The 24,924-nt window shown below is 67.1% G+C and carries 24 protein-coding genes; 13 read left to right on the top strand and 11 right to left on the bottom strand.

All coding sequences use genetic code 11. The annotated features are described in order from the left end of the window. Positions 1–5 precede the first annotated feature (5 nt). Positions 6–527, top strand: coding sequence for a L,D-transpeptidase (locus LPA35_RS11950; RefSeq protein WP_228897130.1), 522 nt, complete (start codon positions 6–8; stop codon positions 525–527). Continuing rightward, positions 524–1,900 carry an MATE family efflux transporter gene (locus LPA35_RS11955; protein ID WP_228897131.1) on the top strand — a complete coding sequence of 459 codons (1,377 nt, stop codon included), beginning with the start codon at positions 524–526 and terminating at the stop codon, positions 1,898–1,900. Before LPA35_RS11950 ends, LPA35_RS11955 begins: the two co-directional genes overlap by 4 nt. 99 nt (positions 1,901–1,999) lie before the next feature. Here the strand turns inward: LPA35_RS11955 and LPA35_RS11960 are convergent, their stop codons facing one another. Next, on the bottom strand, positions 2,000–2,251 hold the full coding sequence (locus LPA35_RS11960) for a hypothetical protein (protein ID WP_228897132.1): 252 nt from the start codon (positions 2,249–2,251) through the stop codon (positions 2,000–2,002). A 189-nt stretch (positions 2,252–2,440) separates the two neighbouring features. Here LPA35_RS11960 and LPA35_RS11965 point away from each other — a divergent pair, with 189 nt between their 5' ends. The 6 genes from LPA35_RS11965 (at position 2,441) to LPA35_RS26175 (ending at position 7,855) form a co-directional block, all read left to right on the top strand. Further along, positions 2,441–3,796 (top strand): esterase-like activity of phytase family protein, encoded by a 1,356-nt coding sequence (locus LPA35_RS11965; RefSeq protein WP_228897299.1) that lies wholly within the window; start codon positions 2,441–2,443, stop codon positions 3,794–3,796. Between the two features lie 78 nt (positions 3,797–3,874). Further along, entirely contained in the window at positions 3,875–4,579 is a 705-nt protein-coding gene (locus LPA35_RS11970) for a riboflavin synthase subunit alpha (protein ID WP_121508127.1), read from the top strand. 15 nt (positions 4,580–4,594) lie between these two features. After that, entirely contained in the window at positions 4,595–5,095 is a 501-nt protein-coding gene (locus LPA35_RS11975) for a GNAT family N-acetyltransferase (RefSeq protein WP_228897133.1), read from the top strand. Between the two features lie 35 nt (positions 5,096–5,130). After that, on the top strand, positions 5,131–5,619 hold the full coding sequence (locus tag LPA35_RS11980) for an NUDIX hydrolase (RefSeq protein WP_121422951.1): 489 nt from the start codon (positions 5,131–5,133) through the stop codon (positions 5,617–5,619). A gap of 148 nt (positions 5,620–5,767) precedes the next feature. After that, entirely contained in the window at positions 5,768–6,061 is a 294-nt protein-coding gene (locus tag LPA35_RS11985; RefSeq protein ID WP_228897134.1) for a hypothetical protein, read from the top strand. Positions 6,062–6,193: 132 nt separating this feature from the next. After that, positions 6,194–7,855, top strand: coding sequence for a DUF692 family multinuclear iron-containing protein (locus LPA35_RS26175; protein ID WP_370641419.1), 1,662 nt, complete (start codon positions 6,194–6,196; stop codon positions 7,853–7,855). 68 nt (positions 7,856–7,923) lie between these two features. Here the strand turns inward: LPA35_RS26175 and LPA35_RS12000 are convergent, their stop codons facing one another. Then, positions 7,924–8,922: a tripartite tricarboxylate transporter substrate binding protein gene (locus LPA35_RS12000; RefSeq protein ID WP_121508130.1), complete on the bottom strand. Its 999-nt coding sequence runs from the start codon at positions 8,920–8,922 to the stop codon at positions 7,924–7,926. Between the two features lie 21 nt (positions 8,923–8,943). Then, positions 8,944–9,828: an N-formylglutamate amidohydrolase gene (locus LPA35_RS12005; RefSeq protein ID WP_228897135.1), complete on the bottom strand. Its 885-nt coding sequence runs from the start codon at positions 9,826–9,828 to the stop codon at positions 8,944–8,946. A gap of 106 nt (positions 9,829–9,934) precedes the next feature. Here LPA35_RS12005 and LPA35_RS12010 point away from each other — a divergent pair, with 106 nt between their 5' ends. Then, positions 9,935–10,879, top strand: coding sequence for a LysR substrate-binding domain-containing protein (locus LPA35_RS12010; protein WP_228897136.1), 945 nt, complete (start codon positions 9,935–9,937; stop codon positions 10,877–10,879). A gap of 44 nt (positions 10,880–10,923) precedes the next feature. On the opposite strand, the gene LPA35_RS12015 is transcribed toward LPA35_RS12010, so the two are convergent. The 5 genes from LPA35_RS12015 to LPA35_RS12035 form a co-directional block, all read right to left on the bottom strand. Then, entirely contained in the window at positions 10,924–11,898 is a 975-nt protein-coding gene (locus tag LPA35_RS12015) for a tripartite tricarboxylate transporter substrate binding protein (protein ID WP_121508133.1), read from the bottom strand. Between the two features lie 40 nt (positions 11,899–11,938). Then, positions 11,939–13,120, bottom strand: coding sequence for a tricarballylate utilization 4Fe-4S protein TcuB (gene tcuB, locus LPA35_RS12020; RefSeq protein ID WP_228897137.1), 1,182 nt, complete (start codon positions 13,118–13,120; stop codon positions 11,939–11,941). Further along, positions 13,107–14,573 (bottom strand): FAD-dependent tricarballylate dehydrogenase TcuA, encoded by a 1,467-nt coding sequence (gene tcuA, locus LPA35_RS12025; protein ID WP_304505254.1) that lies wholly within the window; start codon positions 14,571–14,573, stop codon positions 13,107–13,109. Before tcuA ends, tcuB begins: the two co-directional genes overlap by 14 nt. A gap of 192 nt (positions 14,574–14,765) precedes the next feature. Continuing rightward, entirely contained in the window at positions 14,766–15,758 is a 993-nt protein-coding gene (locus LPA35_RS12030; RefSeq protein WP_228897138.1) for a LysR substrate-binding domain-containing protein, read from the bottom strand. 220 nt (positions 15,759–15,978) lie between these two features. Then, positions 15,979–16,806, bottom strand: coding sequence for an IclR family transcriptional regulator (locus LPA35_RS12035; protein WP_228897139.1), 828 nt, complete (start codon positions 16,804–16,806; stop codon positions 15,979–15,981). 104 nt (positions 16,807–16,910) lie between these two features. Here LPA35_RS12035 and LPA35_RS12040 point away from each other — a divergent pair, with 104 nt between their 5' ends. The 4 genes from LPA35_RS12040 to LPA35_RS12055 all read left to right on the top strand — a co-directional run bounded on the left by LPA35_RS12040 (position 16,911) and on the right by LPA35_RS12055 (position 21,262). Further along, positions 16,911–17,942 (top strand): tripartite tricarboxylate transporter substrate binding protein, encoded by a 1,032-nt coding sequence (locus tag LPA35_RS12040; protein WP_228897140.1) that lies wholly within the window; start codon positions 16,911–16,913, stop codon positions 17,940–17,942. Between the two features lie 151 nt (positions 17,943–18,093). Next, positions 18,094–19,620, top strand: coding sequence for a class I adenylate-forming enzyme family protein (locus tag LPA35_RS12045; RefSeq protein ID WP_228897141.1), 1,527 nt, complete (start codon positions 18,094–18,096; stop codon positions 19,618–19,620). 17 nt (positions 19,621–19,637) lie between these two features. Then, positions 19,638–20,432 (top strand): citryl-CoA lyase, encoded by a 795-nt coding sequence (locus LPA35_RS12050; RefSeq protein WP_228897142.1) that lies wholly within the window; start codon positions 19,638–19,640, stop codon positions 20,430–20,432. Further along, positions 20,429–21,262, top strand: coding sequence for an SDR family NAD(P)-dependent oxidoreductase (locus tag LPA35_RS12055; protein ID WP_228897143.1), 834 nt, complete (start codon positions 20,429–20,431; stop codon positions 21,260–21,262). The genes LPA35_RS12050 and LPA35_RS12055 overlap by 4 nt, the downstream gene beginning before the upstream one ends. Positions 21,263–21,540: 278 nt before the next feature. Here LPA35_RS12055 and LPA35_RS12060 read toward each other — a convergent pair whose 3' ends face one another. Genes LPA35_RS12060 through LPA35_RS12070 form a run of 3 tightly spaced genes read right to left on the bottom strand, consistent with a single transcriptional unit; the run spans position 21,541 to position 24,798 of the window. Then, on the bottom strand, positions 21,541–22,614 hold the full coding sequence (locus LPA35_RS12060) for a porin (RefSeq protein ID WP_228897144.1): 1,074 nt from the start codon (positions 22,612–22,614) through the stop codon (positions 21,541–21,543). A 55-nt stretch (positions 22,615–22,669) separates the two neighbouring features. Further along, entirely contained in the window at positions 22,670–23,668 is a 999-nt protein-coding gene (locus tag LPA35_RS12065; RefSeq protein WP_370641421.1) for a Bug family tripartite tricarboxylate transporter substrate binding protein, read from the bottom strand. A gap of 38 nt (positions 23,669–23,706) precedes the next feature. Continuing rightward, the gene (locus tag LPA35_RS12070; protein WP_176887564.1) at positions 23,707–24,798 is read right to left on the bottom strand and encodes a 4-oxalomesaconate tautomerase; all 1,092 of its coding nucleotides are present in this window, start codon (positions 24,796–24,798) and stop codon (positions 23,707–23,709) included. Positions 24,799–24,924: the final 126 nt, after the last annotated feature.

Genomic DNA, 24,924 nt, shown 5'->3' on the forward strand with positions numbered 1-24,924 from the left:
TGCCGATGGCGGGCCCCGAAGTGCACATCGACGTGGCGCGGCAGCAGCTCCACCTGATGGTGGACGGGGCCACTCTGCGCACCTACCCGGTATCCACCGCCCTGAATGGCGTGGGCGAACACAACGGCAGCGGCTGCACTCCCCGCGGTCTGCACCGCGTGCGCGCCAAGGTGGGCGCGGGCTGTGCGCCGGGCACGGTGTTTGTGGGGCGCCGTGCCACAGGCGAGATCTATTCGCCCGCGCTGGCCGCTGAGCACCCGGGGCGCGACTGGATCCTGAGCCGCATCCTGTGGCTGACGGGCTGCGAGCCTGGCTTCAACCGGGGCGGCGCGGTGGACACGCTGCGCCGCTACATCTACATCCACGGCTGCCCGGACGACTGCCCCATGGGCGTGCCGCGGTCGCACGGCTGCGTGCGCATGACCAACGCCGATGTGATCGACCTGTTTGACCGGGTGGCCGTGGGCACGCGGGTGTGCATCCACAGCACCCAGACCCCCGGGCTCATGGAGGGCGCAGCACCATGACGGACAAGGCCCACCCCGGTAGCCCGCCGCCTTCGCTCGACCGGCGCTTTCTCGTGTTCCTGGGCCCCTTGGTGCTCACCAACATCCTGCAGGCGCTCACCGGCACGCTGAACCACATCTACGTGGGACGGCTGCTGGGTGCGGGCTCGCTGGCGGCCGTGGCCTCGTTCATGCCGCTGTTCCTGCTGCTCAGTGCCTTCATCTTCGGGCTGGGCAATGGGTCGTCCATCCTGGTGGGCCAGGCCTTTGGCGCGCGCAACCACGCGCGGCTGCATGCCGTGGCGGGCACCACGCTGTGCGCCGGGGTGCTGCTGGGCCTGGTGCTGGCCGCCCTGGGGCTGTTGGCCGTGCGGCCTCTGATGCTGCTGCTGGGCACGCCGGCCGACGTGCTGCCCCAGGCGGTGGCCTATGCGCGGGGGATGATGGTGCTGTTCCCCGTGCTGTTCACCTCCATGCTCACGGCGGCGCTGCTGCGTGGCACGGGCGACACCGTCACGCCGCTGCGCGCGCTGGTGGTGTCGCTGTCGGTCACGCTGGTGTGCGCGCCGCTGTTCATCCGGGGCGTGCCTGCCCTCGGGCTGCCTGCGCTGGGCATCCTGGGTGGCGTGGCCGCGCTGTTGCTGGCCACGCTGTGCTCGCTGGGCTACACGGCCTGGCACCTGCGGCGCCGCGCGCATGTGCTGGCCCCCACGCGGGCGCTGGCCGCGCATCTGCGGCTGGACGCTGCCTTGCTGCGCACCCTGGTGCGGCTGGGCGTGCCCACGGGCCTGTTCTTCATCACCGGCTCGCTGGCCGACCTGGGCCTGCTCAGCCTGGTCAACGCGCACGGCTCGGCAGCCACGGCGGCGTGGGGGGCCGCCAGCCAGGTGATGTCGTATGTGCTGTTCCCGGCGATGGCCGTGGCCATTGCGTCGTCGGTGTTTGCGGCGCAGGCCATTGGTGCGGGCCACGGGCAGCAGCTGGCGGCCGTCACGCGCACCGGCATGCGCATGAACCTGCTCCTCACCGGCGGCCTGGCCCTGCTGATGTTTGGCGCTGCGCCCTGGGTGGTGGGCCTGTTTGTGGCCGACGCCCGCGTGATCGACATCGCCGCACGCGTGCTGCCCATCACGGTGTGGGGCGCGGTGTTTTTTGGATGGGCCAGCGTGTATTCCGGCGTGATGCGTGCCAGTGGCACGGTGCTGGCACCCACGCTCATTTCACTGGGGTGCCTGGCCTGCCTCATCGTGCCGCTGGGCTGGCTGCTGGGGCGCCAGTTTGGGCTGGTGGCCACCTGGGTGGCCTACCCCGCCACGTACCTGTGCGCCCTGGTGCTGCAGGGGTTGTACTTCCACGGGGTATGGCGGCGCCAGGCATTGCAGCGGCTGGTGTGATGCGCCAGAAATTTTCACTAAAAATGGCCCTGTCGCTTATCCATCAAGCGCAATAAGCTATGAAAATCATAGCGTTTGCGCGCAGCCCTGGCCTGCGTTTCAGCCGCGCCGCATGTCCAGCCACAGACCCGCACACAGCGCCACGCCCACCGCAAACAGCATCCAGGTCCGCGAAACCGCGTAGGGGTAGAACATGAGCGCCACGCCCCACCAGCGGGTGCGTGGCAGCTGCGCTCTTTTGCCGTGCCAGTAAGCCGCCATGCCGATCAGGCCAAACACGATGGCGCCCGCGATGTAGGCGGGGCTGGGCAGTTCCAGTCCGAGGGATTGCAATGCAGAAAGGGTGTCCATAGGGAATAGGTGCTGTCCAGCGTTGTGGGTGGGGAATGGTGGGGGAGCGCAAGGCGGGTGTGACTCTCGACCCTGGCAAAAGGTCCGTGTCCATTGGCTGCATGCCGGGGCATATCCTGGTGCCTGCCTTTCATGGTGGCGTCACAAGGGCGCGGCATCGTGCGGGTTTTGGCTTTATTCCCCATGAACATGTCCCGTCTTTCCTTCATCGCCGCCAGTGCAGCCCTGCTGTGCGCCGCCTCTTCTGCAGCCCTGGCCCAGCAGGCCTACCCCGCCACGCTGACCGGCCACGCGGTGCTGCCCGCCCTGACGATGATTGCCGCGCCCAAGGATGCGCCACACGACCTGCAGGTGGCGGGCAAGTTCACCACACCCCGCCGGGTGGACGCCGTGGGCAGCGTGATGGGCCAGTCGGGCGGCCGCGACACCGGCGTGTCGCTGCCGTTCCAGGGCCAGCCCATCCAGGGCCACTCGGGCATCAAGCGCATGGCCGATGGTTCGTTCTGGATCCTGACTGACAACGGTGCCGGCTCCAAGGCCAACTCGCCCGACTTCATGCTGCACCTGAGCCACTACACCGTGGACTTCAAAAGCGGCCAGTTCAATCGCCTCAAGACCATCTTCCTGCACGACCCGGACAAGAAGATCCCGTTTCGCATCACGCACGAAGGCACCAGCAGCCGCTACCTGACCGGCGCCGACTTCGACCCCGAAAGCTTCCAGTTCGCCGGTGGCGCGCTGTGGATTGGCGATGAGTTCGGCCCTTTCCTCATCAAGGCCGACCTGAATGGCAAGGTGCTCGGCGTTTTCGATACCCAGGTGGACGGCAAGACCGTGCGCTCGCCCGATGCGCCCGGCGTGCTGATGCCCGGCGCCCCCGACGCCAAGCCCACTGCGTTTGTGGTCAAGCGCTCCAAGGGCTACGAAGGCATGGCCGCCAGCAAGGACGGCAGCAAGCTCTACGCGCTGCTGGAAGGCGCGCTGTGGAACGACGATGCCAAGGCGTATGAAAACGTGGGCGGCAAGCAGTACCTGCGCGTGCTGGAGTTCGACGTGAAGACCGAGCAATGGACCGGCCGCCACTGGAAGTACGTGCTGGAGGCCAACCACCACGCGATTGGCGACTTCAACATGATCGACGCCAGCATGGGCCTCATCATCGAGCGCGACAACGGCGAAGGCACGGCCGACAAGGCCTGCCCAGAGGGCCAGAAGCGCGCGGACTGCTTCCACGACCTCGCCAAGTTCAAGCGCGTGTACAAGGTCGAGATGAGCGACGCCAATGTGGGCGGCGAGATCCGCAAGATTGGCTACATCGACCTCATGAACATCCAGGACCCCAAGCGCCTGGCCAAGAAGCCGCTGAACAACGGCGTGTTGACCTTCCCGTTCTTCACCATCGAGAACGTGGACATCGTGGACAGCACGCACATCGTGGTGGGCAACGACAACAACCTGCCCTTCAGCAGCAGCCGCGACCCGAACAAGGCGGATGACAACGAGCTGGTGCTGCTCGAAGTGGGCGAGTTGCTCCGGGCCAAGTAACCCGGCGCCAGCGCGCGGTGGGGGCCGGGTGGCAAAATTCCCGGTTCCCGTTCCAACGTACCCGGAAGCCGCGCCACCATGTTCACAGGCATCGTCCAAGCCACGGCAGGCATTGCCGCCATCCACGACCGCGCAGGGCTGCGCACGTTCACGCTCGATTTCCCCGAGGGCTTCTGCCAGGACCTGGCCATCGGCGCCAGTGTGGCCACCGATGGCGTGTGCCTCACGGTCACCGAGATCCTGTCGCCCACGCAGGCCAACTTCGACGTGATGCTGCAGAGCCTGAACATCACCACGCTGGGCAGCTACGGCCAGGGCGACCGCGTGAACGTGGAGCGCGCGGCCAAGGACGGTGCCGAGATTGGCGGCCATCCGCTGTCGGGCCATGTGGACTTCACCGGCACGCTGATTGAGCGGCGCGAGTTTGACAACAACCTGGTGTGGCGCGTGGCTGTGCCCGAGGCGTTTCGCCGCTACATCTTCGCCAAGGGCTACATCGCCATCCACGGGGCCAGCCTGACGGTGGCCGAGGTGAACCGTCAGGAGGGCTGGTTCGAGATCTGGATGATTCCAGAAACACGCCGTGCCACGGTGTTTGAAGCCAAGAAGGTGGGTGACCGCCTGAACATCGAGATCGAGCGCAGCACCCAGGTGGTGGTGGACACCGTCCGCGAGGCCGTGCAGGAAAGCCTGGGCCGCCTGCAGCCGGTGCTGGAGGCGCTGTTGAAAGAAAAGGGTCTGTCGCTGGACGACTTTGTGCAGGCGCCCGTGCTGCCGCACTGACCTAGCGAGTTTTCCATGTCCGTGGTGGTGCGCCCCCTGGCGCTGAGCGACCTGGCCGACTTGCTGGCCGTGCAACTGGCCTGCTATGGCGAGGGGTTTGTGGAAAGTGGCGAGGTGTTTGCCCGCCGTCTCGCCAGCCCCGCCAATTGCTCGGTGGTGCTGGAGCGCGGCGGCACGGTGTGCGCCTACCTGGCGGCCTACCGCAGCGTGCGCGGCAAGGTCACCCCGCTGCACGGCGACTTTGAAGCCGCTGCCCCCGCCGATACGCTGTATCTGCACGACATGGCCGTGCTCCCTGCCCATGCGGGGCAAGGCCTGGCCCACGCGTTGCTGCAGCCCCTGTGGGCGCAGGCCCGTGCAGAAGGGCTGCGGCACAGCGCGCTGGTCTCGGTGCAGGGCTCGCAGGCCTACTGGCAGCGGCAGGGCTATGCGCTGCACCCCTTGCCGGACGCCGCCCAGCAGGCCCGCCTGGCCAGCTACGGCGAAGGCGCCGTGTACATGGCGCGCACGCTGTAGGCTTGGCGTCAACGCCCCTCGTCATAATGCGCGCCATGCCCCACCGCTGGAAACCCAACGTCACCGTGGCCGCCCTCATCGAGCGCGACGGCCGCTTTCTGCTGGTCGAGGAAGAAACCACCGACGGCCTCAAGCTCAACAACCCTGCCGGCCACTTGGACCCGGGCGAGTCGCCCATCCAGGCCTGCGCGCGCGAGGTGCTGGAAGAAACCGCGCACGACTTCGAGCCCACGGCGCTGATCGGCGTGTACCTCAACCGCTTCACCAAGACGCGCACGGGCGACGACATCACCTACATGCGCTTTGCGTTTGCGGGCTCGCTGGGCACGCACCACGACTGGCGCACGCTCGACACCGGCATCGTGCGCACGCTGTGGCTCACGGCCGATGAGATCCGCGCCTGCCCCGAGCGCCATCGCAGCCCCCTGCTGCTGCGCTGCCTGGAGGACTACCTGGCGGGCCAGCGGTTTCCGCTGACGCTGGTGCACACCGACATTTCGGTGACCGAACCTTCTGCGCAATAGCGCCGAGGCACCACGCAAAAAAGTTTTTTTGGACTGCATGTAACCCGCAGCGTGCGGGGGACGAATTACCAGGCAGAGAGCGCGGCACGGTGCAGCGCGATCTAACCACCTGATTACTCATCCCTTAACGCCTACGGAGTTACCCGCCATGCTGTCCACGAACACCAAGACCACTGCATCTTTCGCCCTGCCTGCCGCGCTGCTGGCACTGGCATCCACCAGCTTTGCAGCCGACGCGCCCAAGGGCTCCAAAGGCGCCGCCATCGGCGCCAACGACAAGGTGCACTGCTACAACGTGCACGACTGCAAGGGCAATAGCGACTGCTCCACGGCCGAGCACAGCTGCAAGGGCCAGAACGCTTGCAAGGGCCACGGCTTCAAGGCCAAGACCGCGGCCCAGTGCCTGATGGAGAAGGGCACCATCGGCGACATCAAGGGATAAGGCAACAAGCCCCCTGAGGCGCTGCGCGCCATCCCCCCATGGGAACACCGCCAGCGCGGCGGTGCTGGCATCAGGGCGTGCCAGTCTCGGCGATCATGCCCAGTGCCCGCACTTTGATACCTTGATTTCGCCATGGCACATGACCTCATCGCTACGCGCGGCACCGGCTTTGGCCTGGGGCTGCGCACGCAGCACTACGCCGATTTCCTGGTGCGTAAGCAGCCACTGGACTGGCTGGAAATCATCACCGACAACTACCTCATCGACGGTGGAAAACCTCTGGCGGTGATCGATGCCATCCGGCGCGACTACCCCGTGGCCATGCATGGCGTGGCCATGTCCATCGGTGCGTCGCAGGGCGTGGATGTGCCGTATCTGCAGCGCGTGAAGGCGCTGGCTGACCGTATCGAGCCGCTGTGGGTGTCAGACCACCTGTGCTGGACGGGCCCTGGCCCCGAGCAGTTGCACGACCTGTACCCGCTGCCCTACACCGACGAATCTGCACGCCATGTGATCGCACAGATCCGTCGCGCACAGGATGTGCTGGGACGCAGGCTGGTGCTGGAGAACGTGTCGAGCTATATCCGCTACCGGCATGACAGCGCGAGCGAGTGGCAGTTTCTGGCCCACATCGCGCAAGAGGCCGACTGCCTGTTGCTGGTGGATGTGAACAACATCTACGTGAGCAGCGTGAACCATGGATTCGACCCACTGACCTATCTGTATGCCCTGCCCGCGCACCGGGTGCAGCAAATTCACCTGGCTGGACACAGCGACAACGGCGACCACATCATCGACACGCACGACCACCCGGTGGCGCAGCCGGTGTGGGACCTGTACGCACAGGCCTGCCAGCGTTTTGGCGCTGTGGCCGCGATGATCGAGCGCGACGACCACATCCCGCCGCTGGCCGAGCTGCTGGATGAAATGGCCATCGCCCGGCGCGTTGCCGCGGAGCATGTGGCCCCACCCGAGCCTGTCGCGATCACCTCCATCACCCTGGCCCCCACGGCAGACCCGACGGGGTTGGCTGCGGTGCAGCGCCACTTTGCCGACCGTGTGCTGGCGAATGCGCTGCCGCCCGAAATGCCCGAAGACCTCATCACAGGTCGCCTGCCCATCTACCACCATGCCTACCGCGCCCGGCTGGCCGAGGTGCTGGCCGACACCTATGCCAAGACTTGCCTCTACATGGGGTCAGACACCTTCGAGGCCCATGCGCGCGACTACGCCGAGGCCCATCCGCCGCGCACGCGCAGCCTGAACCGCTATGGCGAAGGCCTGGTGGGCACGCTGCGCGCGGCGTACCCCGACAACCCCGAGCTGCATGAACTGGCCCAGCTCGACTGGGATCTTCGCACCCGCTTTGACAGTGCCGATGTGCCGACCTTGGAGACTGCGGCTGCTCAGGCGTCGGACACCTGGACCACCCGCCCTGGTGTACTGCACCCCAGCGCCTTGCTGCGCGCGATCACGACGAACGTTGTGGGGGTGTGGAACGCCATCCATACCGACGACGACGTGCCCGAGGCCGTGGCCCTGCCTGCACCGGCCACGCTGCTGGTCTGGCGCAAAGGCCACCAGCCGCACTTTCGCACGCTCGACGCGGCCGAGGCCGCCTGGGTGCAAGCGCTGTACGCCGGTGCCTCGGTGCACGACGCCTGCGCGGCGCTGCTGGGCAGCGGCCTGTGGCAAGGCGACCCCACTGTGCTCGGCGGCTGGCTTGCGCAGTTGCTGGATGATGGGCTGGTGCGAGCGGATGGGCCAGTTGAAGGCGATGTTCCAACGTGCTGATGGCTTGCCCACATGCGCACGAGGTCGGGGATATGTTTCGTCCATTCCGCACGGATGGGGAGTGGGCACTATTGATCCACGGAGATCTTGTGGGTCTTCACGATGTTCTTGTAAAAACCGATGCGCTGCTGAATCTCCTTGCGAAACTCTGCGGGCTTCACGGTATCAGGCAGCATAGCGCCGCGGTCATTCCATGCCCTTTGTGTTTGCGGATCACGCAACACGGTACGCATCGCTTCGTAGAGCTGCGCAACGATGGATTCCGGCGTTTTTGCAGGTGCGGCAAGACCTGTCCAGGAAGTCAGGTTCAGCTCCGGCAACTTCAGCTCGTCGAAGGTCGGGACATCCGGCAGCTGGGGAGCGCGGATTGGCGATGCCACCGCCAGAGCGCGCAGGCGACCGTTCTGAGCCATGCTGAGGTTGGAGGACAGGTTGTTCCAGGTCATGTGCACCTGGCCCGCCTGCAGGTCGGTCAGCGCGGGGCCAGCGCCCCTGTATGGGATGTGGGTGATGGACAGCCCCAGCTTGGCCTTGAGCAGCTCCATGCTCAGGTACGCCAGCGAGCCATTGCCCGAGGAGGCGTAGTTCAGCTTGCCCGGGTTCTCCTTCACGTATTTCACGAACTCGGCGAAGTTCTTCACGGGCAGGCCGGGGGTGATCAAGAGCACATTGGCCAGGCGATCAATCAGCGTGATGGGGGCGAAGTCATTGACCGCGTCGTAGGGCAGACTGGCCGACAGGGCGGGGTTGATCACATGCGTGGTCTGCGAGGTGACGATCAGCGTGTAGCCATCGGGCTGGGCCTTGGCCACCTGCGTGGTGCCGATGGTGCCGCCAGCGCCCCCTTTGTTTTCCACAATCACGGGCTGCCCCAGCACTCGGCCCAGCCTGTCGGCTATCGCCCGGCCGGAGTTGTCTACGGCGCCTCCGGGCGGAAACGGCACCACCAGCGTGATCGGACGTGTGGGATAGCGGTCGGGCGCCTGGGCCAGTGCCGGCAGGGCAATGGCGCTCGTCACGGCGCTGGTCGATGCGATAAAACGGCGGCGGTTCATGGGGGTGGGCATGGTGGGTCCTCTTGGTTGAAATCAGGCGTTGTCCAGGCAAGCGCTGCGGATATGGGCGGCCATCTCGTGCAGCAGGTCGGTGATGTCCGCGCGCACGCGGTTGGCGTGTGGCAGCGGCTCCCGCGTCTGCTCGTTCAGGTAGATGGCCCGGTTGATCTCGATCTGCAGGCTTTCATGACCCCGCGAAGGCGCCCCGAACCGGCGCAGCAGCTCCTGGCCTGCATAGGGGTCGTTGATGGCCACGCAGTAGCCGCGGCGGCGGAAAGCTTCGGCCACGCGCTGGGTGAATGCGCTGCTGCAGCTGCGACCGTTCAGGTCGCCCAGCACCACGTCGGCCAGCGGGCCGGGCGCCACGCGGCCCAGCCGCTCGTAGGCGTTGCTGGGCATGGAATGCAAGTTCAGGTGCCAACGCGGGCCACGCTGGGCGGCGGCCTCCAGTGCCTGCGCCAGCGCATGTTGGTATGGGCGCCAGTAGTGGGTGATGCGGTGCGCAACCTCCTGGGCCGACAGGCGGCGCGCGTAGATGCGCTGGTGCGTGGGGGTGTGGCTGGGAACCAGCCCCATGCCCAGCTCCAGGGTGCGGGCGGTAGGGGCGGTATTGCCGGGCCAGGCATCGGCCAGCATGGTGGGGTCGATGTCGTGCTCATGGCGGTTCGGGTCGATGTAGCTGCGCGCAAAGGTGGCGTGCACCAGCGTGCCGCCCACACGCGGCACGGCGTCCCACAGCCAGTGCACATGGGTGTCTTCGCACTTGCGCAGATCGGCGGTGGAGACGGCATAGCCAAAGTCGGGCGGATAGTCGGTGCCGCTGTGCGGAGAGTCGCAGACCAAGGGGATGGCGGCATCGGTGGCGGGCAGGAGCACCTGGACGGGCGCGGCGGGGAGAAGGGCTTCGGGCAGCTGCATGGTTCTCGGGAATCAAGGTGGGGCAGATGGGCGAAGCGTAGGGAGCCAGGTGCCTGCGGGCAAACGACAATTTGATCTGCGCTGATAACCGGATGTAATCACCACCATGCAGTTCAAGTCCCCCTCGCTGCCCGAGTTGCACGCCTTTCTTGCGGTCTGCCAGCTTGGCAGTTTTCGACAGGCGGCGGGTGTGCTGTACGTGACCCAGGCGGCTGTCAGCCGGGCAGTGCAGCGGCTGGAGCAGCGGCTGGAATGCACGCTGCTGGACCGCTCCGGCCCCCGGGTGCTACCCACGGCGCGGGGCCGCGAGTTCCAGCAATTGGTGGAGGCCCATGTGGCAGGCCTGGAGACCGCCGTGAGCCGGTTCGGGGTGCGCGCTTCAAAGCGTCGGCTGCGGGTCAGCGTAGTACCCACCCTGGCCACCCGCTGGCTGGTCCCACGGCTGGGCCAGTTCCACACGCTGCACCCTGACATCGAGATCGAGCTGCGGCCGTTCCACCACGATGAGAGCTTCACGCGCGACGACGTGGACCTGTGGGTCAATGTGAAGCGCCCCGGGCGCACTTGGCCGCGCGGCATCCGTGCACGCTACTTGGCGGGGCGGGAGATCGTGCCCGCTTGCACCCCGGCGCTGGCGGCCAAGCTGCGCCAACCGCGTGATCTGCTCAAGGCAACGCTGCTGCAGCACATCAACTTTCCCGGCAATTGGGCGCTGTGGCTGCAAAAGGCCGCAGGGATAGACGTAGCCCCCGTACTGGGCCCGGGGTTTGATCTGGGCAACAACCTGATCGTTGCAGCCTGTGCGGGCATGGGGGTCACGGTGATCCAGCCCATGCTGATCGAAGCCGAACTGGCGTTGGGCCAGCTGGTGTTGCCCTTCAGCCCGGCCGTGAACACGGACCGGGGCTATTACCTGTGCAGCCGTGCAGCACTGGCCGAGAACGAATCGGTCGCGCAGTTCACACGCTGGCTGCTGGGTGAGGCCCAGGCCAGCGGCGGACGGGCCGGCTTTTCAGCACGCGGCAGCGCGGCGCGCAAGAAGATGGCCTGACCTGCATGGGGCGGCGGGGGCACCGCTTTGCCGCAGAGGCCAGCTCAGTCCGCCGTGAGCTTGCGCTCCTTGATGATGGCAGCCCACTGGGTCGACTCCTTCTTCATGAAGGCGGTGAGTTCGGCGCGTGAGGTGGGCTGGGGCGTCAGGCCGTGCTTGTTCAGTGCGTCCTTCACGGCCGGGTCGTTGAGCACCTTGACGATCTCCTGGTTCCAGCGCTCCAGCAGCGGCACCGGCGTTTTGCCCGGCGCCACAAACGCATACCAGTTGAGCGCCTCAAAGCCCGGAAAGCCCGATTCCGCCACGGTGGGGATGTTGGGCAGATAAGCCGGCCGCGTGAGACCCGTGGTGGCCAGCGGGATCAGCCTGCCCGTTTCGATGTGCGGCAGGGCCGTGGGTGGGGCTGCAAAGTAGGAGGTGATGCGCTCGCCCAGCAAATCCTGCAAGGCGGGTGCCCCACCTTTGTAGGGCACGTGGGTCATGTCGATGCCCGCCCGCTGGTTGAACAGCTCGCCCGCCAGGTGCGATGCTGAGCCCGCGCCCGTGGAGGCAAAGTCAACGCTGCCAGGCTTCTTCTTGGACAGCTGCACAAACTCTGCCAGCGTCTTTGCGCCTGCAGCCTTGTGCACGACCAGCACGTTGGGGAAGTTCACGCCGCCTGAGATCGCCGCCAGGTCCTTGAACGGGTCATAGGTGAGTTTCATCAAGTGCGGCGCAATGGTGAGCGGGCCCACCGAGCCGAACAGCAGCACCGTGCCGTCGGGTGCCGCATTGGCCACGAACTGGTGCGCGATATTGCCGCCTGCGCCGCCTTTGTTGTCCACCACCACCGACTGGCCGATGTTCTCACCCAGCTTCTTGGCAATGAGTCGCGCCGCCGCGTCGGCTGCACCGCCTGCGGCAAAGCCCACGACGAGCGTGACGGGCTTCTTGGGCGGAAAGTCTTGCGCGGCAGCGCCGAACGCCAGGGGGGCGGTTGCCAGTGCCAGGGCACAGTGCAGCAGGGTGCGTTTTTTCATGGGTGTCTCCTTCATCGTGGGTGGTGTATGGATCGTTGGCTCAGTCGGCGCTCAAACCGATGGGGTGGGGCTGGCGCCTTTCCACCGCGTGGCGCAGCAGCGATGCGGTGCGGAAGATGCCGTGCGCAAACTTGCCGTAGGGCATGGTGGCGAACAGCGCCATCACCGCGCCCAAGTGCAGGCACAGCAGCAGCGGCAGGGCAGCGCTTCCGCGTGCCCCCCACAGCGCCAGGCCGCTGGTGGCGGTGAGGAACAGCAGGGCGATGAAGGCGCGGTCCATGGGCTTTTGCGCGGCATCGCCGTGTTGCGGGTGGCGGCGTTGGTTCAGCCGCCACAGGCCGGCCGTGCCAATCGCCAGGCTGATGCCACCCAGCCCGCCCAGCAGCTTGGGCAGGCTGGGCAGGTCGTACGGTGCGGGCGCGCCCAGCAGGTAGTGGTACAGCGTGGCCACGCTGGTGGCTGCAAAACACAGCATGAAGCCGTAGAAGGTGAGGTGGTGGAAACGCCTGCGCGATAGGGTGTAGGCATCGTCCTCGTTGTGGCAGCCGTCGCCGTGGCCGCCGTCCAGGTACTTCAGGCGCAGCACCGCATCGGTGGCCTCGGCCGTGGCGGGCGCGCTCAGCGGTGCGCCGCTGGTGGCGGGTGTGATATCGCGCCAGAAACGGCGCACGCCCAGGCCCAGCGCCAGCACGGCGAACAGAAAGACGGGCGCGAACAGTCCCACCAGCAGGTTGTGCGGGAAGATGCCGTAGAAGCCGCCCACGGGCGCGTGCCACAGCGCCGCCAGCCCTTGCCCGTGCAGCACCACGGCCAGCAGCAGGAACAGCGTGAGCCCGCCCACCAGCGCCAGCGCAAGGGTCAAGCCGTTGCGCTGGTAGAGCTGGCCCAGTGCGGGCGGCCAGGCGTAGTCGGCATAGGTCTGGCCGCGCACCTGGGCCATGGCCTGAGGAATGTTCACCGCAAATTCGTGCGGCGGTGCGTACTGGCAGGCGTGCAAGCAGGCGCCGCAGTTGTGGCACAGGTTGGCAATGAAATGGATATCGGCCTTGCCAAATTCCAGCCGCCTTGTCATGGCCGGGAACACGGCGCAAAAGCCTTCGCAGTAGCGGCAGGCATTGCAGATCTGCAGCTGGCGCGCCACTTCGGTTTCGGGTGCAGACAGCACGATCTCGCCGTTCGCCAGCGCCCGGGCGTCGCGCGTCAGGGCTTCAAGCGCTTGCATGGTTAACTCCTGTTTTTATAGCTGCTGGCGCTTGATGGGAAAGCGATGGAGCCTGTTTTGATGCCAGCGCGGCCTGCGTGCCGGCAATGCGGCCAAACGCAGTGCCAATGCTCATGCCCACCCCGGCGGTGTAGCCCTTGCCCAGCACGTTGCCGGCCATCATTTCGCCCGCCACAAACAGGTTGGGGCTGGGCTGGTTGTGAAAGCGCACCGCAGTCGTGTCATCGGTGTGCAGGCCGAGGTAGGTGAAGGTGACGCCAGGCTTGAGCGCATAGCCGTAGAACGGCCCGGTGTCGATGGGCCGCGCCCAGTGCGTCTTGGCGGGCGCAACGCCTTCGGTGTGGCAGTCGTCCAGCGTGGTGTGGTCAAACGTTCCCACGCGGCAGGCGGCGTTGTAGGCATCGAGCGTGCGTGTGAAGGTGTCCACGGGCAGGCCCAGCTTTTGCGCCAGCTCGGGCAGGGTGTCGGCCTTCACGCCCGGGAACACGGGCGGCATGAAGCGGCCAATGGCCTTGCTGTCGATGATGGAGTAGCCGATCTGCCCCGGCTGCTGCGCCACCAGGCGGCCCCAGATGGCGTAGCGCTTGGGCCAGAAATCCTCGCCCTCGTCGTAGAAGCGCTCGCCATTGCGGTTGACCACCACGCCCAGCGACACGCAGTCGATGCGGGTGCAGATGCCGCCGTCGTACAGCGGCGCGCGGGCGTCGATGGCCACCATGTGCGCCTGCGTGGGGTCGCCGATGCGGTCCGCGCCATGGTCTTCAAGCAGGTGCTTGAGCAGCACCCCCTTGTTGTAGGCCGTGCCGCGGATCAGGAAGTTGTCGGCTGGCCACTCGCCGCGCTCGTTCTGGCCCCAGGCCTCGCGCAGCCACTCGCGGTTCGATTCAAAGCCGCCCGCGGCCAGCACGCAGCTTTTGGCGGCGATACGCTCGCCATTCGCCAGGTGGGCAGCGATGAAGCGGCTGCCGTCCATCTCGATGCGCTCCACGGGCGCTTCGTAGCGGATCTGCACGCCCAGCTGCTCCGCGCTGCGGTAGTAGGCATTGACCAGCGCCTTGCCGCCACCCATGAAGAACGCGTTGGTGCGCGCCACATGGAGCGTGCCCGCCAGCGCGGGCTGAAAGTGCACGCCGTGGCGGCGCATCCAGGGCCGGCAGGTGCTCGACTCGCGGATCACCAGGCGCGCCAGGTGTTCGTTGGTGAGGCCGCCCGTTACCTTGAGCAGGTCTTGCCAGAACTCTTCCTCGGGGTAGGCATCCACCAGCACATCCTGCGGCGCATCGTGCATGCAGCGCAGGTTGCGGGTGTGGGCGGAATTGCCGCCGCGCCAGGCGCGCGGGGCGGATTCGAGCAGCAGCACGCTGGCGCCCGCCTCGCGTGCCATCAGGGCGGCGCACAGGGCGGCATTGCCGCCACCGATGACCAGCACATCGGCCACAGCATCGCCGCTCATGGCTGGTGGCGCCCGGCGGTGTACTGCGCGCGGGGGAATGAAGAGGGGGGTGTGGGACCCATGGGGTGTCTCCTGGCGTGGTTGCCGTGTCGTTCATCGGGGTGATGGCGACTGTAGGGAGACACAGGCCCGCCGTGCAGCGGGTTCAGGTCATGGGGGTATCACGGATCGTGATGGCTGCGGCGTGGCCACTCAGGCGCTGGCGTCCTGCCCACCGATCCATGCCGTGCCAAACCACTGACCCGTAGTGACCAATTCGCGCACGCAGTCCGTCAGCACCACGCGCGCGGCCAGCGCGGCGGGCGAGAGTTCTTCGTCGGGCAGGCTGCACAGCAGGTTGACGCGGCGCGCGGGCGCGTCGGTGAGGCGCGCGCACTGAAAGCGCTCGGCCGCATCGGGGTAGCGGCCCATGGCAGCCCAGGGCTGCACGGTGGAGCCCAGGCCCGCGTCCACGGCGGCCATCACCATGGCGAGCGAGTCCACCTCCAGCACCACGTGCGGCGCCACGCGGTCGCGGGCAAAGGCGGTGTCCAGCGTGCTGCGCAGGCCGTGTGGGCCAGTGGGCAGGATCAGCGGCTCTTGCACCAGCTCGGCGACGGTGATGGTTTCCGGCAGCTGCCGGCCACGGGGGTTGCAGGGGCCCTCCCGTCGGTCACGGGCGCAGATGAGGAACAGGTCTTCCTCCAGCAGCGGCGCCATGTCCCAGCGGCGCGCGCCGGTAGCCTGCTGCGCCTGGTGCAGGCGCGTGTCGAACAGCACGGCCAGGTCCAGCTCGCGCGCATGCAGCATGGCCGTGAGGTGGCCCGACATGCTCTCCACCATGTGCAGCCGCACGTCGGGGTAGCGTGTGCGCATGGCCTGCATCAGTGGCAGGCCGAGTACGCCCGAAGTGGTGGGCGCCAGCCCCACGGTGACGGTGCCCGACAGCCGCGCCTGCTGCGCCGCGCGCACGGCCTGGTCGGCATGGCGCAGGGTGAGCTGCGCCTCGCGAAAGAACGCCAGCCCTGCCTCTGTGGGCGTGACGCCGCGCGGCGTGCGCTGCAGCAGGCGGGTGGCCAGCTCGCTCTCCAGCCGGGTGATTTGCTGGCTCAGCGCGGACTGCACCACGTCCAGGTCCAGCGCAGCGCGGCTCATGGAGCCTTGCTCCACCACACGCACGAAATAGCGCAGTTGTCTCAGTTCCATGGGCGTGCCTCAGGGTGCGTGGCGTGACTCGGATGCAGGGCGGTCAACAGGGTGGAGGAAATGCAGGGGAAGCATTGGTTTGAAGCCAAATTGCCATCTGGCGCTGGTCCATTCATCGCTGAGAGCTATCATTTTTATAGTAATTGCTTCGGTGGCGTTCGCGGCGTCGGCTGGCTGGCATCGTCCGTCTGCGGCTTGCCAGAGTGTGCCGCAGACCCGCTCAGATGCCATTGGGCAGGTGCGCCGCCAGCGCCTCGCGCATCCAGCGCGCGATGAGCTGCTGGCGGTCGCGCGGCATGCGGTCCACGGTCGATGCCACGCTGATCGCCGCCACGGGTTCGCCCGCCGCGTTGCGCACGGCCATGCCAGCCGCCAGCACGCCCTGCGTGGCGTGGTTGCCCACCACCGACCAGCCGCGCTCGCGCGTGGCGCGCACCAGGATCTGCAGGCGCTCGGGCGTCATGCCGCCGTAGCGCGGCAGATCTTGCGCGTTGGCGTCGATGCAGGCCTGCATCTCGGCATCGGGCAGTGCCGCCAGCAACGCCAGGCCCGCGGCGCCCACGCCCAGCGGCTGGCGCGTGCCCACCTGGATCACCAGGATCTGCACCGGGTGCGTGCCCACATGGCGTGCAATGCAGTGCGAGGTGGGGCCTTCGCGCACGATGGCAAAGGCTGCGTCACCACAGGCGCGGCTTACTCGCTCCAGCACAGGCGCCAGGCGCACGGCCAGGTTGGGCTGGCCCGGGGGCTCGGCCAGGGCGGCCAGGCGCGGGCCCGCCACGTAGCGAAAGCGCCCGCGCTGCGCCACGTAGCCGCTCTCCATCAGCGTGGCGAGCAGCCGGTACACGGGGGCCCGCTCCAGCGCGGCGGCGCGGCACAGGTCCACCACGCGCGCGCCGTCGCGGCCATGGGCCAGAACGGCGTCCAGCACCTGCAGGCCGCGCCGCAGCGTGCGGCTGCCGTGGTCGTCGGCCGGTTCGTCTGCCGTGTGCGCACTCACACGTTCGTCCGGCAGCCGGACGTTTGAATTCGCAGGTCGGGAGGGCATGGGAAAGAATTTGTTCGTCAACGCAACCAGTGCGCAGTGTGCCGCAGAGCACGCAGCAGGGTGCCACGACGGCATTTTTCCAAGAACCACCGGAGACAGACACCATGAGCCCACACACCCCCGCCGCGCTGGGTCAGCGCAAAGCTTCGCCATCCCTGCCGCGCCGCGCCCTGCTGGCGCTGGTCGCCACCCTGGCCTGCGGCGCCGCCATGCCATTGCAGGCCCAGCCCAATGCCTCGGGCTGGCCCACCAAACCGGTCAAGCTGGTGGTGGGTTATGCGGCGGGCGGCGCCACGGACGTGATTGCGCGCATGGTGGCCGTCAAGCTCGGCGACCAGCTGGGCCAACCCGTGGTGGTGGACAACCGCGCAGGCGCCAACAGCAACGTGGGCGCAGAGGCCGTGGCGCGCGCGCCGGCCGATGGCTACACGCTCTACGTCTACACCATCGCCAACACCATCAACGCCACGCTGTACCCCAAGCTGGGCTACGACCCGGTCAAGGACTTCGAGCCCATCGGCATGATCGCCAAGATTCCGAACATCCTGGTGGTCAACCCCAAGCTGCCCATCAAGAACCTTGCCGACTACGTGCGCTACGCCAAGGAGTCCAAGGACGGCATCACGTTTGCGTCCTCGGGCAGCGGCTCGTCCATCCACCTCTCTGGCGAGATGTTCAAGATGCAGTCCAAGCTCAAGATGCTGCATGTGCCCTACCGGGGCAGCGCACCCGCCGTCACCGACCTGCTGGGCGGCCAGGTGGATTCGATGTTCGACAACACGCCGTCGGCCCTGCCGCATGTGCAGGCCGGCAAGCTGCGCGCCATTGCCATCACCAGTGCCCAGCGCTCGCCCCTGCTGCCGGACGTGCCCACGCTGGCCGAGTCGGGCTATGCGGGGTTTGACGTGCAGTCGTGGTTTGGCCTGGCCGCACCGGCGGGCACGCCGCGCGCCGTGATCGAGCAGGTCAACGCGGCCCTGAACAAGGTGCTGGCCCAGCCCGAGGTGCGCACGCGCCTGCAGGAGCTGGCCGCCACGCCCGACGGTGGCACCCCCGACAAGATGCGCCAGTTTGCCGCCACCGAGATCAAGCGCTGGCGTGAAGTGGTGAAGGAATCGGGCGCATCGGCCGAGTAAACGGCGGGAAAAGCCCTCCCGGCGTCGTTGTTCCGTCTTGTCGTACTGACCGTACTGCCTGCGACGGAACGCCTAGCCAGGACCGCTTCGCTGGGCTTTGCCCACCGTTTGCACTCCTTTTGAAGGCAACCCAGGAAACCCTGTCCTCACCATGTTCCCCATCGACTTCTTCTGGCGGGCCGCCCAGCGCTGGCCCGACCGCATCGCCATCGACGCGCCCGAGGGCTCCATCCGCTACGACGCGCTGGCCGCCCGCGTGGCAGCGCTCGCGGCGGGCTTCACAGCCATCGACCCCACACCCCAAAGCCGCGTGGGCATCTGCGCGGGCAACAGCGCCGACCACATCGCCGCGCTGCTGGCCGTGCTGGCCTGCGGCAAGGTGTGGGTACCGCTCAACCCCAAGAGCACGCGGCCCGAGATCCGCCGCATCATCGACGCCACCGAGCCCACCCTGCTGGTGCTAGACGCCGCGTGCGCCGACCTGCTCGAAGGCGCGCCCGGCGCCCGCGTGCTGACTGGGGCGCCGGCCACCGAGGACGCCTCCACGCTGGCCAGCCTGGCCGCTGCGCACGCTGGCGCACCCCGCCCGCAGCTGGACCTGCCGGACGACGCCACCCAGGCCCTCAAGTTCACTGGCGGCACCACGGGCGCACCCAAGGGCGTGATGCAGCCCTACCGCGCGTGGATGGCCAACATAACCAACCAGATCCACGCCTGGGGCTTTGACGAGCACGAGCGCTACATCGTGGCCGCACCCATCACACACGGCACCTCCACGTACATCCTGCCTATCCTGGCGCAGGGTGGCTGCCACGTGGTGCTGGCCGGCGCGGGCGCCGAGGCGGTGCGCACGGCCTTCCGCGAGCGCGGCGGCACCGTGTGCTTCATGCCGCCCACGCTGGTCTACATGCTGATGGCGCTGCCTGGCGCCTCCCGCGCGGACTTTCCGCGCCTGCGCCGGCTCATCTACGGCGGCGCGCCCATGCCGCCCGACAAGATCCGCCAGGTGCGCGAGTTCTTTGGCCCGGTGCTGGGCACCACCTACGGCCAGACCGAGGCGCCGCAGATCCTCACCGTGCTGTGCCCCGAAGATTTCGAGGACGAGCGCAACCTGGCCTCGGTGGGCCGCACTACCTGGTTCAGCGACGTGGCCATCATGGCGCCCGATGGCCGCCTGCTGCCCCCGGGCGAGGTGGGCGAGGTGGTGGCGCGGGGCGACCTGCTGATGACCGGCTACTGGCGCCTGCCCGAGAAGACCGCCGAGACCCTGGTGGACGGCTGGCTGCACACGGGCGACCGGGGCCTGATCGATGAGCGGGGGTTTCTCTACCTCAAGGACCGGCTCAAAGACATGGTGATCACTGGCGGTTTCAACGTCTACCCCGTGGACGTGGAGAACGCGCTGGGCCAGCACCCTGCGGTGCACGAATGCACCGTGTTCGGACTGCCCGACGACAAATGGGGCGAGACCGTGCAGGCCGCCGTGCAACTGCGCACCGGCGAGCACGCGAGTGAGGCCGAGCTGATCGCCTTTGTGCGCGAACGCCTGGGCCCGGTGCAGACCCCCAAGCGCATCCACTTTCACGAGAGCCTGCCGCGCTCGCCCGTGGGCAAGGTGCTCAAGTCTGCCGTGCGCGATGCGGCCCTGGCTGCCCTGGCTGGTACGGCCACTGCCTGAACGAAGGAACCCATCTCATGACCCAAACTGCTTCCAAGAACCCCGTCACCCGCCTGTGCACCCACACCCTCACCAGCCTGCATTACCGCGATGCGAATCTGGTGGAGGACCTGATGGGGAAGAAGACCTTCACCGAGGTGATGCTCATGCAGATCCTGGGCCGCACGCCGCGCGGCGTGGACCTGCGCATCACCGACGTGGTGCTCATCGTGCTGATGGAGCACGGCCTCACGCCCAGCGCCATTGCCACGCGGCTCATCTACATGAGCGCGCCCGAGAACCTGCAGGGCGCCGTAAGCGCGGGCCTGCTGGCCGTGGGCAGCTCCTTCGTGGGCACCATGGAGAACTGCTCGGGCCTGCTCGACCGCATCGCGGCGGCCCAGGACCCCGAGGCTGAAGCGCTGGCCATTGCACGCCACTGCAAAGGGCTCAAATCGCCCGTGCCGGGCTTCGGCCACCACCTGCACAAGCCCGTGGACCCGCGCGCCTACAAGCTGCTGGAAATGGGCCGTGCCGAACCCGATTTGCGGGGCGACAAGATCCGCGCGCTGGAGATGCTGTCCAAAGCCGTGGACGCGGTTGCAGGCCGCTCCATCACCATCAACGCCACAGGCGCGGTGGCCGCGCTGCTGGGCGAGATCGGCGTGCCCACGGCCGTGATGCGCGGCTTTGCCGTGATCTCGCGCGCGGCCGGGCTGGTGGCGCACATCGTGGAAGAGCAGCAGAGCCCCTCGGGCCGCTTCATCTGGGACACGGTGGAGCACGCCATTCCCTTCGTCGGCGGCAGTGCCGGCCAGGGCACGGACGCATGAGCGCGCAGCCAGGCCATCATCCCGCCCTGCCGCTCGACCTGTCGGGCCGCGTGGTCTTCGTGGCAGGCGGCGGGTCCGCCGGCCCCGGGTGGAGTATTGGCCGCGCCGCCTGCGTGACCTACGCGCGCCTGGGCGCCAGCGTGTGCGTGGTAGACCGCGACGCGGCCTCGGCTGAGGAGACCACGGCGCTCATCCACGCCGAGGGCGGCACGGCCGCCACCCTGGTGGGCGACGTGGCGGACGCGGCCGATGTGCAGCGCCTGTTTGCCGAGGGGCGCGAGCGCTTCGGCGGCGCCATCGACGTGCTGCACCACAACGTGGGCATCGGCAAGACCGGCGGCCCGCTGGAGACGAGCGTTGGAGACTTCGACCGCATCCATTCCGTCAATGTGAACAGCCTGCTGCTGGCCTGCCAGCAGGTGCTGCCCGCCATGGTGGAGCGCGGGCGGGGTTCCATCATTGCGATCTCGTCCATCGCGGGCATGCGCTACCTCGGCTACCCACACCTGGCCTATGGCGTGACCAAGGCGGCCGTCACGCATTTCACGCGCATGGTGGCGCAGCAGTACGCGGGCCAGGGCGTACGCGCCAACACGGTGGTGCCCGGGCTCATCGACACGCCGCGCATTGCCACCACGGTGGCGAAGATGTTCTCGGACACCAGCCTCGACGAGGCCCGCGCCGCGCGCGCCCGCCAGGTGCCCATGGGCCGCATGGGCACGGCCTGGGACGTGGCCCATGCCTGCGCCTTCCTCGCCAGCGATGCAGCTGCCTACGTGACCGGCACCGAACTGGTGGTGGACGGGGGCATCACCGGCAAGTTTGTTTGAGAACCTGTTCAAGGTCTTTTCGGGGATCGCATTGGAGTGCAATCGGGATGAGTGGATGCTTCGGATGCGCCGCATGGGCTCATGCCCATGCAAGCGGCCAGGGCGTTCAATCGCCCGATTTCACTCCAACCCTTCGGGCAAGTGCCTTGCCGGGCGGTCTGCGGCGTTGCGGCGCTTGTGGATAGCCGAGCTATCCACCGCACCCCGCGCCTTGCATCCCATCCCGGCAAGGGACTTGTGCGACCCCGAAAAGATCTTGAACAGGTTCTAAGTTCTGCTCAGAACGTGTGCACCACACCGGCGGAGATGCCGGTGGCAGTGGCCTTGTTCGCCGCACCCTGGAAGCCGTTGCGCCAGCGGGTGTTGTCCAGCTCGGCATACACCTTCGTGCGGCGCGAGAGCTTGTATTCGGCAAACGCCACCAGGCGGCCGTAGCCGTCGTCGGCGGCGCCCGTGCGGGTGCGGTCCACCTTGTAGTAGGCAGCCGTCAGATCGAACAGGGGCGTGACGGACCAGGTCGCGCCTGCCGAGAACACGCGCTGCACCGTGTGCTTGCCGACCGCTGTCTCGGCATCGCTGCGTGCCGCGTTGGCCGCCAGGCGCACGGTGTTCCATTGGTAGGCCGCGCCCAGGGTGGCTCCGTCCAGGGTGCGCTGGTTCGTGTCCTTGAAGGTCTGGAATGCGCCCGACAGTGTGACGCCGCTGGCCGCATAGGCCATGCCGACCCCGCGCGACGACAGGGCCGATGTCTTTCCAACCACTTCACCCGTGCCCAACATCGCCCGTGCGGTGAGGCCGCCAAATCGCGCTGTGTACTTGATCGCGTTGTCCAGCCGGTACGAGCCTGACGTGGACCCCGCACTGCCGAACTCGATGCCCAGGCCATGCTGGCTGAGCGCGGCCACGCCGATGCTGGGGTTGAAGCTGGCAAAGCGCATGCCCAGCGGGTCCACGGGCGAGATGGCATCCGCCAGTGTGGTGGTCTGGCGGCCCAGGGCCAGCGTGCCCCATCCGCCCTCCAGACCGACCCAGGATGCGCGATCAAAGGTCTTGCTGGCGTTGGCAGAAGCGCCGGTGTCGGCGTTCAGCCCGCTCTCGAACTGGAACAGCGCCTTGGCACCGCCCCCCAGGTCTTCGCTGCCGCGAAGCCCCCAGCGGCTGGTGGTGTGTATGCCGCTGCCCAGGCTATGCGACGAGCCGGGGGCTGCCGCATTGGCCGCCGTGAGGCCGCTGCCGTGGCGCAGCCCCAGGTCCACGGTTCCATACAGCGTGACGCCGCTGGTTTGTGCCGCGATGCAGCTGCTGGCCAGTGCGGCACAAAGCGCACCGATGTTGCCTATTCTTTTTCTCATAGATGTCTCCTGCCTGATTGAAATCTGAAACGGGTGCGAGGGTATTTTTGGGGCCTCAATCGGGGGTGAGCTGGGCTTTGTGCACGACGCCCTTCCACTTGGCGATCTCCTGGCGTACGGTCAGGGCCAATTGCTCGGGCGTGCTGGGGTCCACCACGGCGCCTTGTTCTTCAATGCGCCGTGCCACGTCCTTGTCCGCCAGGGCGGTGTTGAGCGCTTTGTTGAGCTGATCGACGACGGGCTTGGGCGTTTTGCCGGGCGCAAACAGGGCGTACCACTGCGTGATCTCGACGCCTTTCACGCCCGCCTCTTCCAGCGTGGGCACATCGGGCAACAGCGATGAACGCTTGGGGCCTGCCAGCGCCAGGGCGCGCAGCTTGCCGTTCTTGACGTGAGGGTAGGCTGAGAACAGGCTGGGGAACATGACCTGGGTCTGCCCGGCCATGGTGTCATTCATCGCGGGCGCGGCACCCCGGTAGGGCACGTGGGCCATTTGCGCACCGCTTTCCAACTTGAAAATTTCGGCGGAGAAGTGCGGAGCTGTGCCGTTGCCGGCCGAGGCGTAGTTGAAGTCCTGGGGCTTGGCTTTGGTCAACGCCACCAGCTCGCTCACCGACTTGGCTGGCACCTTGGGGTGAACCACCATGAGCGTGGGCGAGTAGCTCACCATGCCAATGGGCTCGAACTGCGTGATGGGGTCGTAGCGCAGCTTTTGCAGCGCAGGGCTCATCCCGTGGGTGCCGATGTAGCCAAAAAGAATCGTGTGACCATCGGGCGCCGCGCGGGCCACAAACTCCGCCGCAATGGCACCGTTGGCGCCCGCCTTGTTCTCCACGATGACCTGTTGCCCCAGCAGGGTGGACAGCTTGAGCGCCACCACGCGCGCCATGCCGTCGTTGCCACCGCCAGCGGCGGTCGGCACCACGAGCGTGATGGGCTTGTCGGGATAGGCCGCATGTGCCAGGGTGGGGATCATTTGCACAGCGGTGGCGAGGGCCGCCGCGGTGAGCAGGGTGCGGCGTGTGCGCGATGGCGCAAAGTGTTGGCGAATCATTTTTTGTCTCCTGTCATCCAAAGGGTTGGGGTGTGAAATCAGTGGGTGAATGCGTTTTCTGAAACGAACAGCGTGCCCTCCAGAATTTTTCGCGCCGTGCGAACCAGCGCGGCCTGCACCAGCTTGAATTGGCCGTCCACTTCGGTGAGTTCCACGTCCACATGAATGCGGCCGGCGGGGTGCAGCACTTCCACACGGCGTGTGCCTGCAATGGCGTGCTGCAGGGAGTCGGTGATCACCGTGCCTGGCAGCACGTGGGCAGCAGCCACGCCAATCGCACCGGTCACGGCGTGTGAGCGGTGGCAGCGGTGGGGTGTGAAATAGCGCGAGACGACGCTGCCCGGTTGATCGCCCGCAGACACGATCACGGGCTTGGGCAGCACGCTGTTCGATACGTCGCCCATGCCCATGCGCAGACCGGCTTCGCACCGCAACGCTTCCAGCCTGGAAAGCAGCTCGGCATTGGCATCCAGCTCCGCAGGGCTCTCGTTGCCACGCAGGTCCAGGTCGGCTGCGCGCACCAGCACCATGACCTGTGCTGCATCGATACAGGTGACCTGCAGGCCGTGGATGGTGTCGATGCGCTGGCCGGTCGGGAAAATCTGGCCCGTGACGGCGCCCCAGGCGTCCAGGAAGTTCATCAGCACCGGTGCCGCAGTGCCCTGCACGCCGTCAATATGCACATCGCCGTCGTAGTGCACCCGTCCGCCAGCGGTACACACCTGCACATCAATGCGTGAACGGGTGTTGACGTTGTAGACCCGTACCGTGGTGGTGTTTCCATGGCCGGAAGCGGGCACCAGCCCCTGCTCGATGGCAAAGGGCCCCACGCCCGCCAGCATGTTGCCGCAGTTGGGCCGCGTGTCCACGCGGGCCTCTTCCACACTGACTTGGGCGAAGAGGTAGTCCACATCGCAGTCGGCATGTACCGACCTGGAAACGATCGCCACCTTGCTGGTCAGCGAGTTTCCTCCGCCCAGGCCGTCAATCTGCAATTCATGCGGCGAGCCCAGCGCGGCGATCAGGGTGCGGTCGCGCGCCGCAGGGTCTTGCGGCAGCCAGTCGGCCAGGAAGAACGGCCCCCGGGAAGTGCCGCCACGCATCAGAACGCAAGGAAGGTTGTAGCTCATGGGTCGGCATGGTGCGACGCTTCATCTGTTCTGTGAATTGCATTGTTGACAATGATTGATGCATGCAGCGCAATAGGCTATGAGCCCTTGTACATGGTGAAATCACGTTCGTGAATTGCAATGTTC

Origin of the sequence: Acidovorax sp. Leaf73 (assembly GCF_916855635.1) — a bacterium.
In the GTDB taxonomy this organism is placed as follows: Bacteria; Pseudomonadota; Gammaproteobacteria; order Burkholderiales; family Burkholderiaceae_C; genus Acidovorax; species Acidovorax facilis.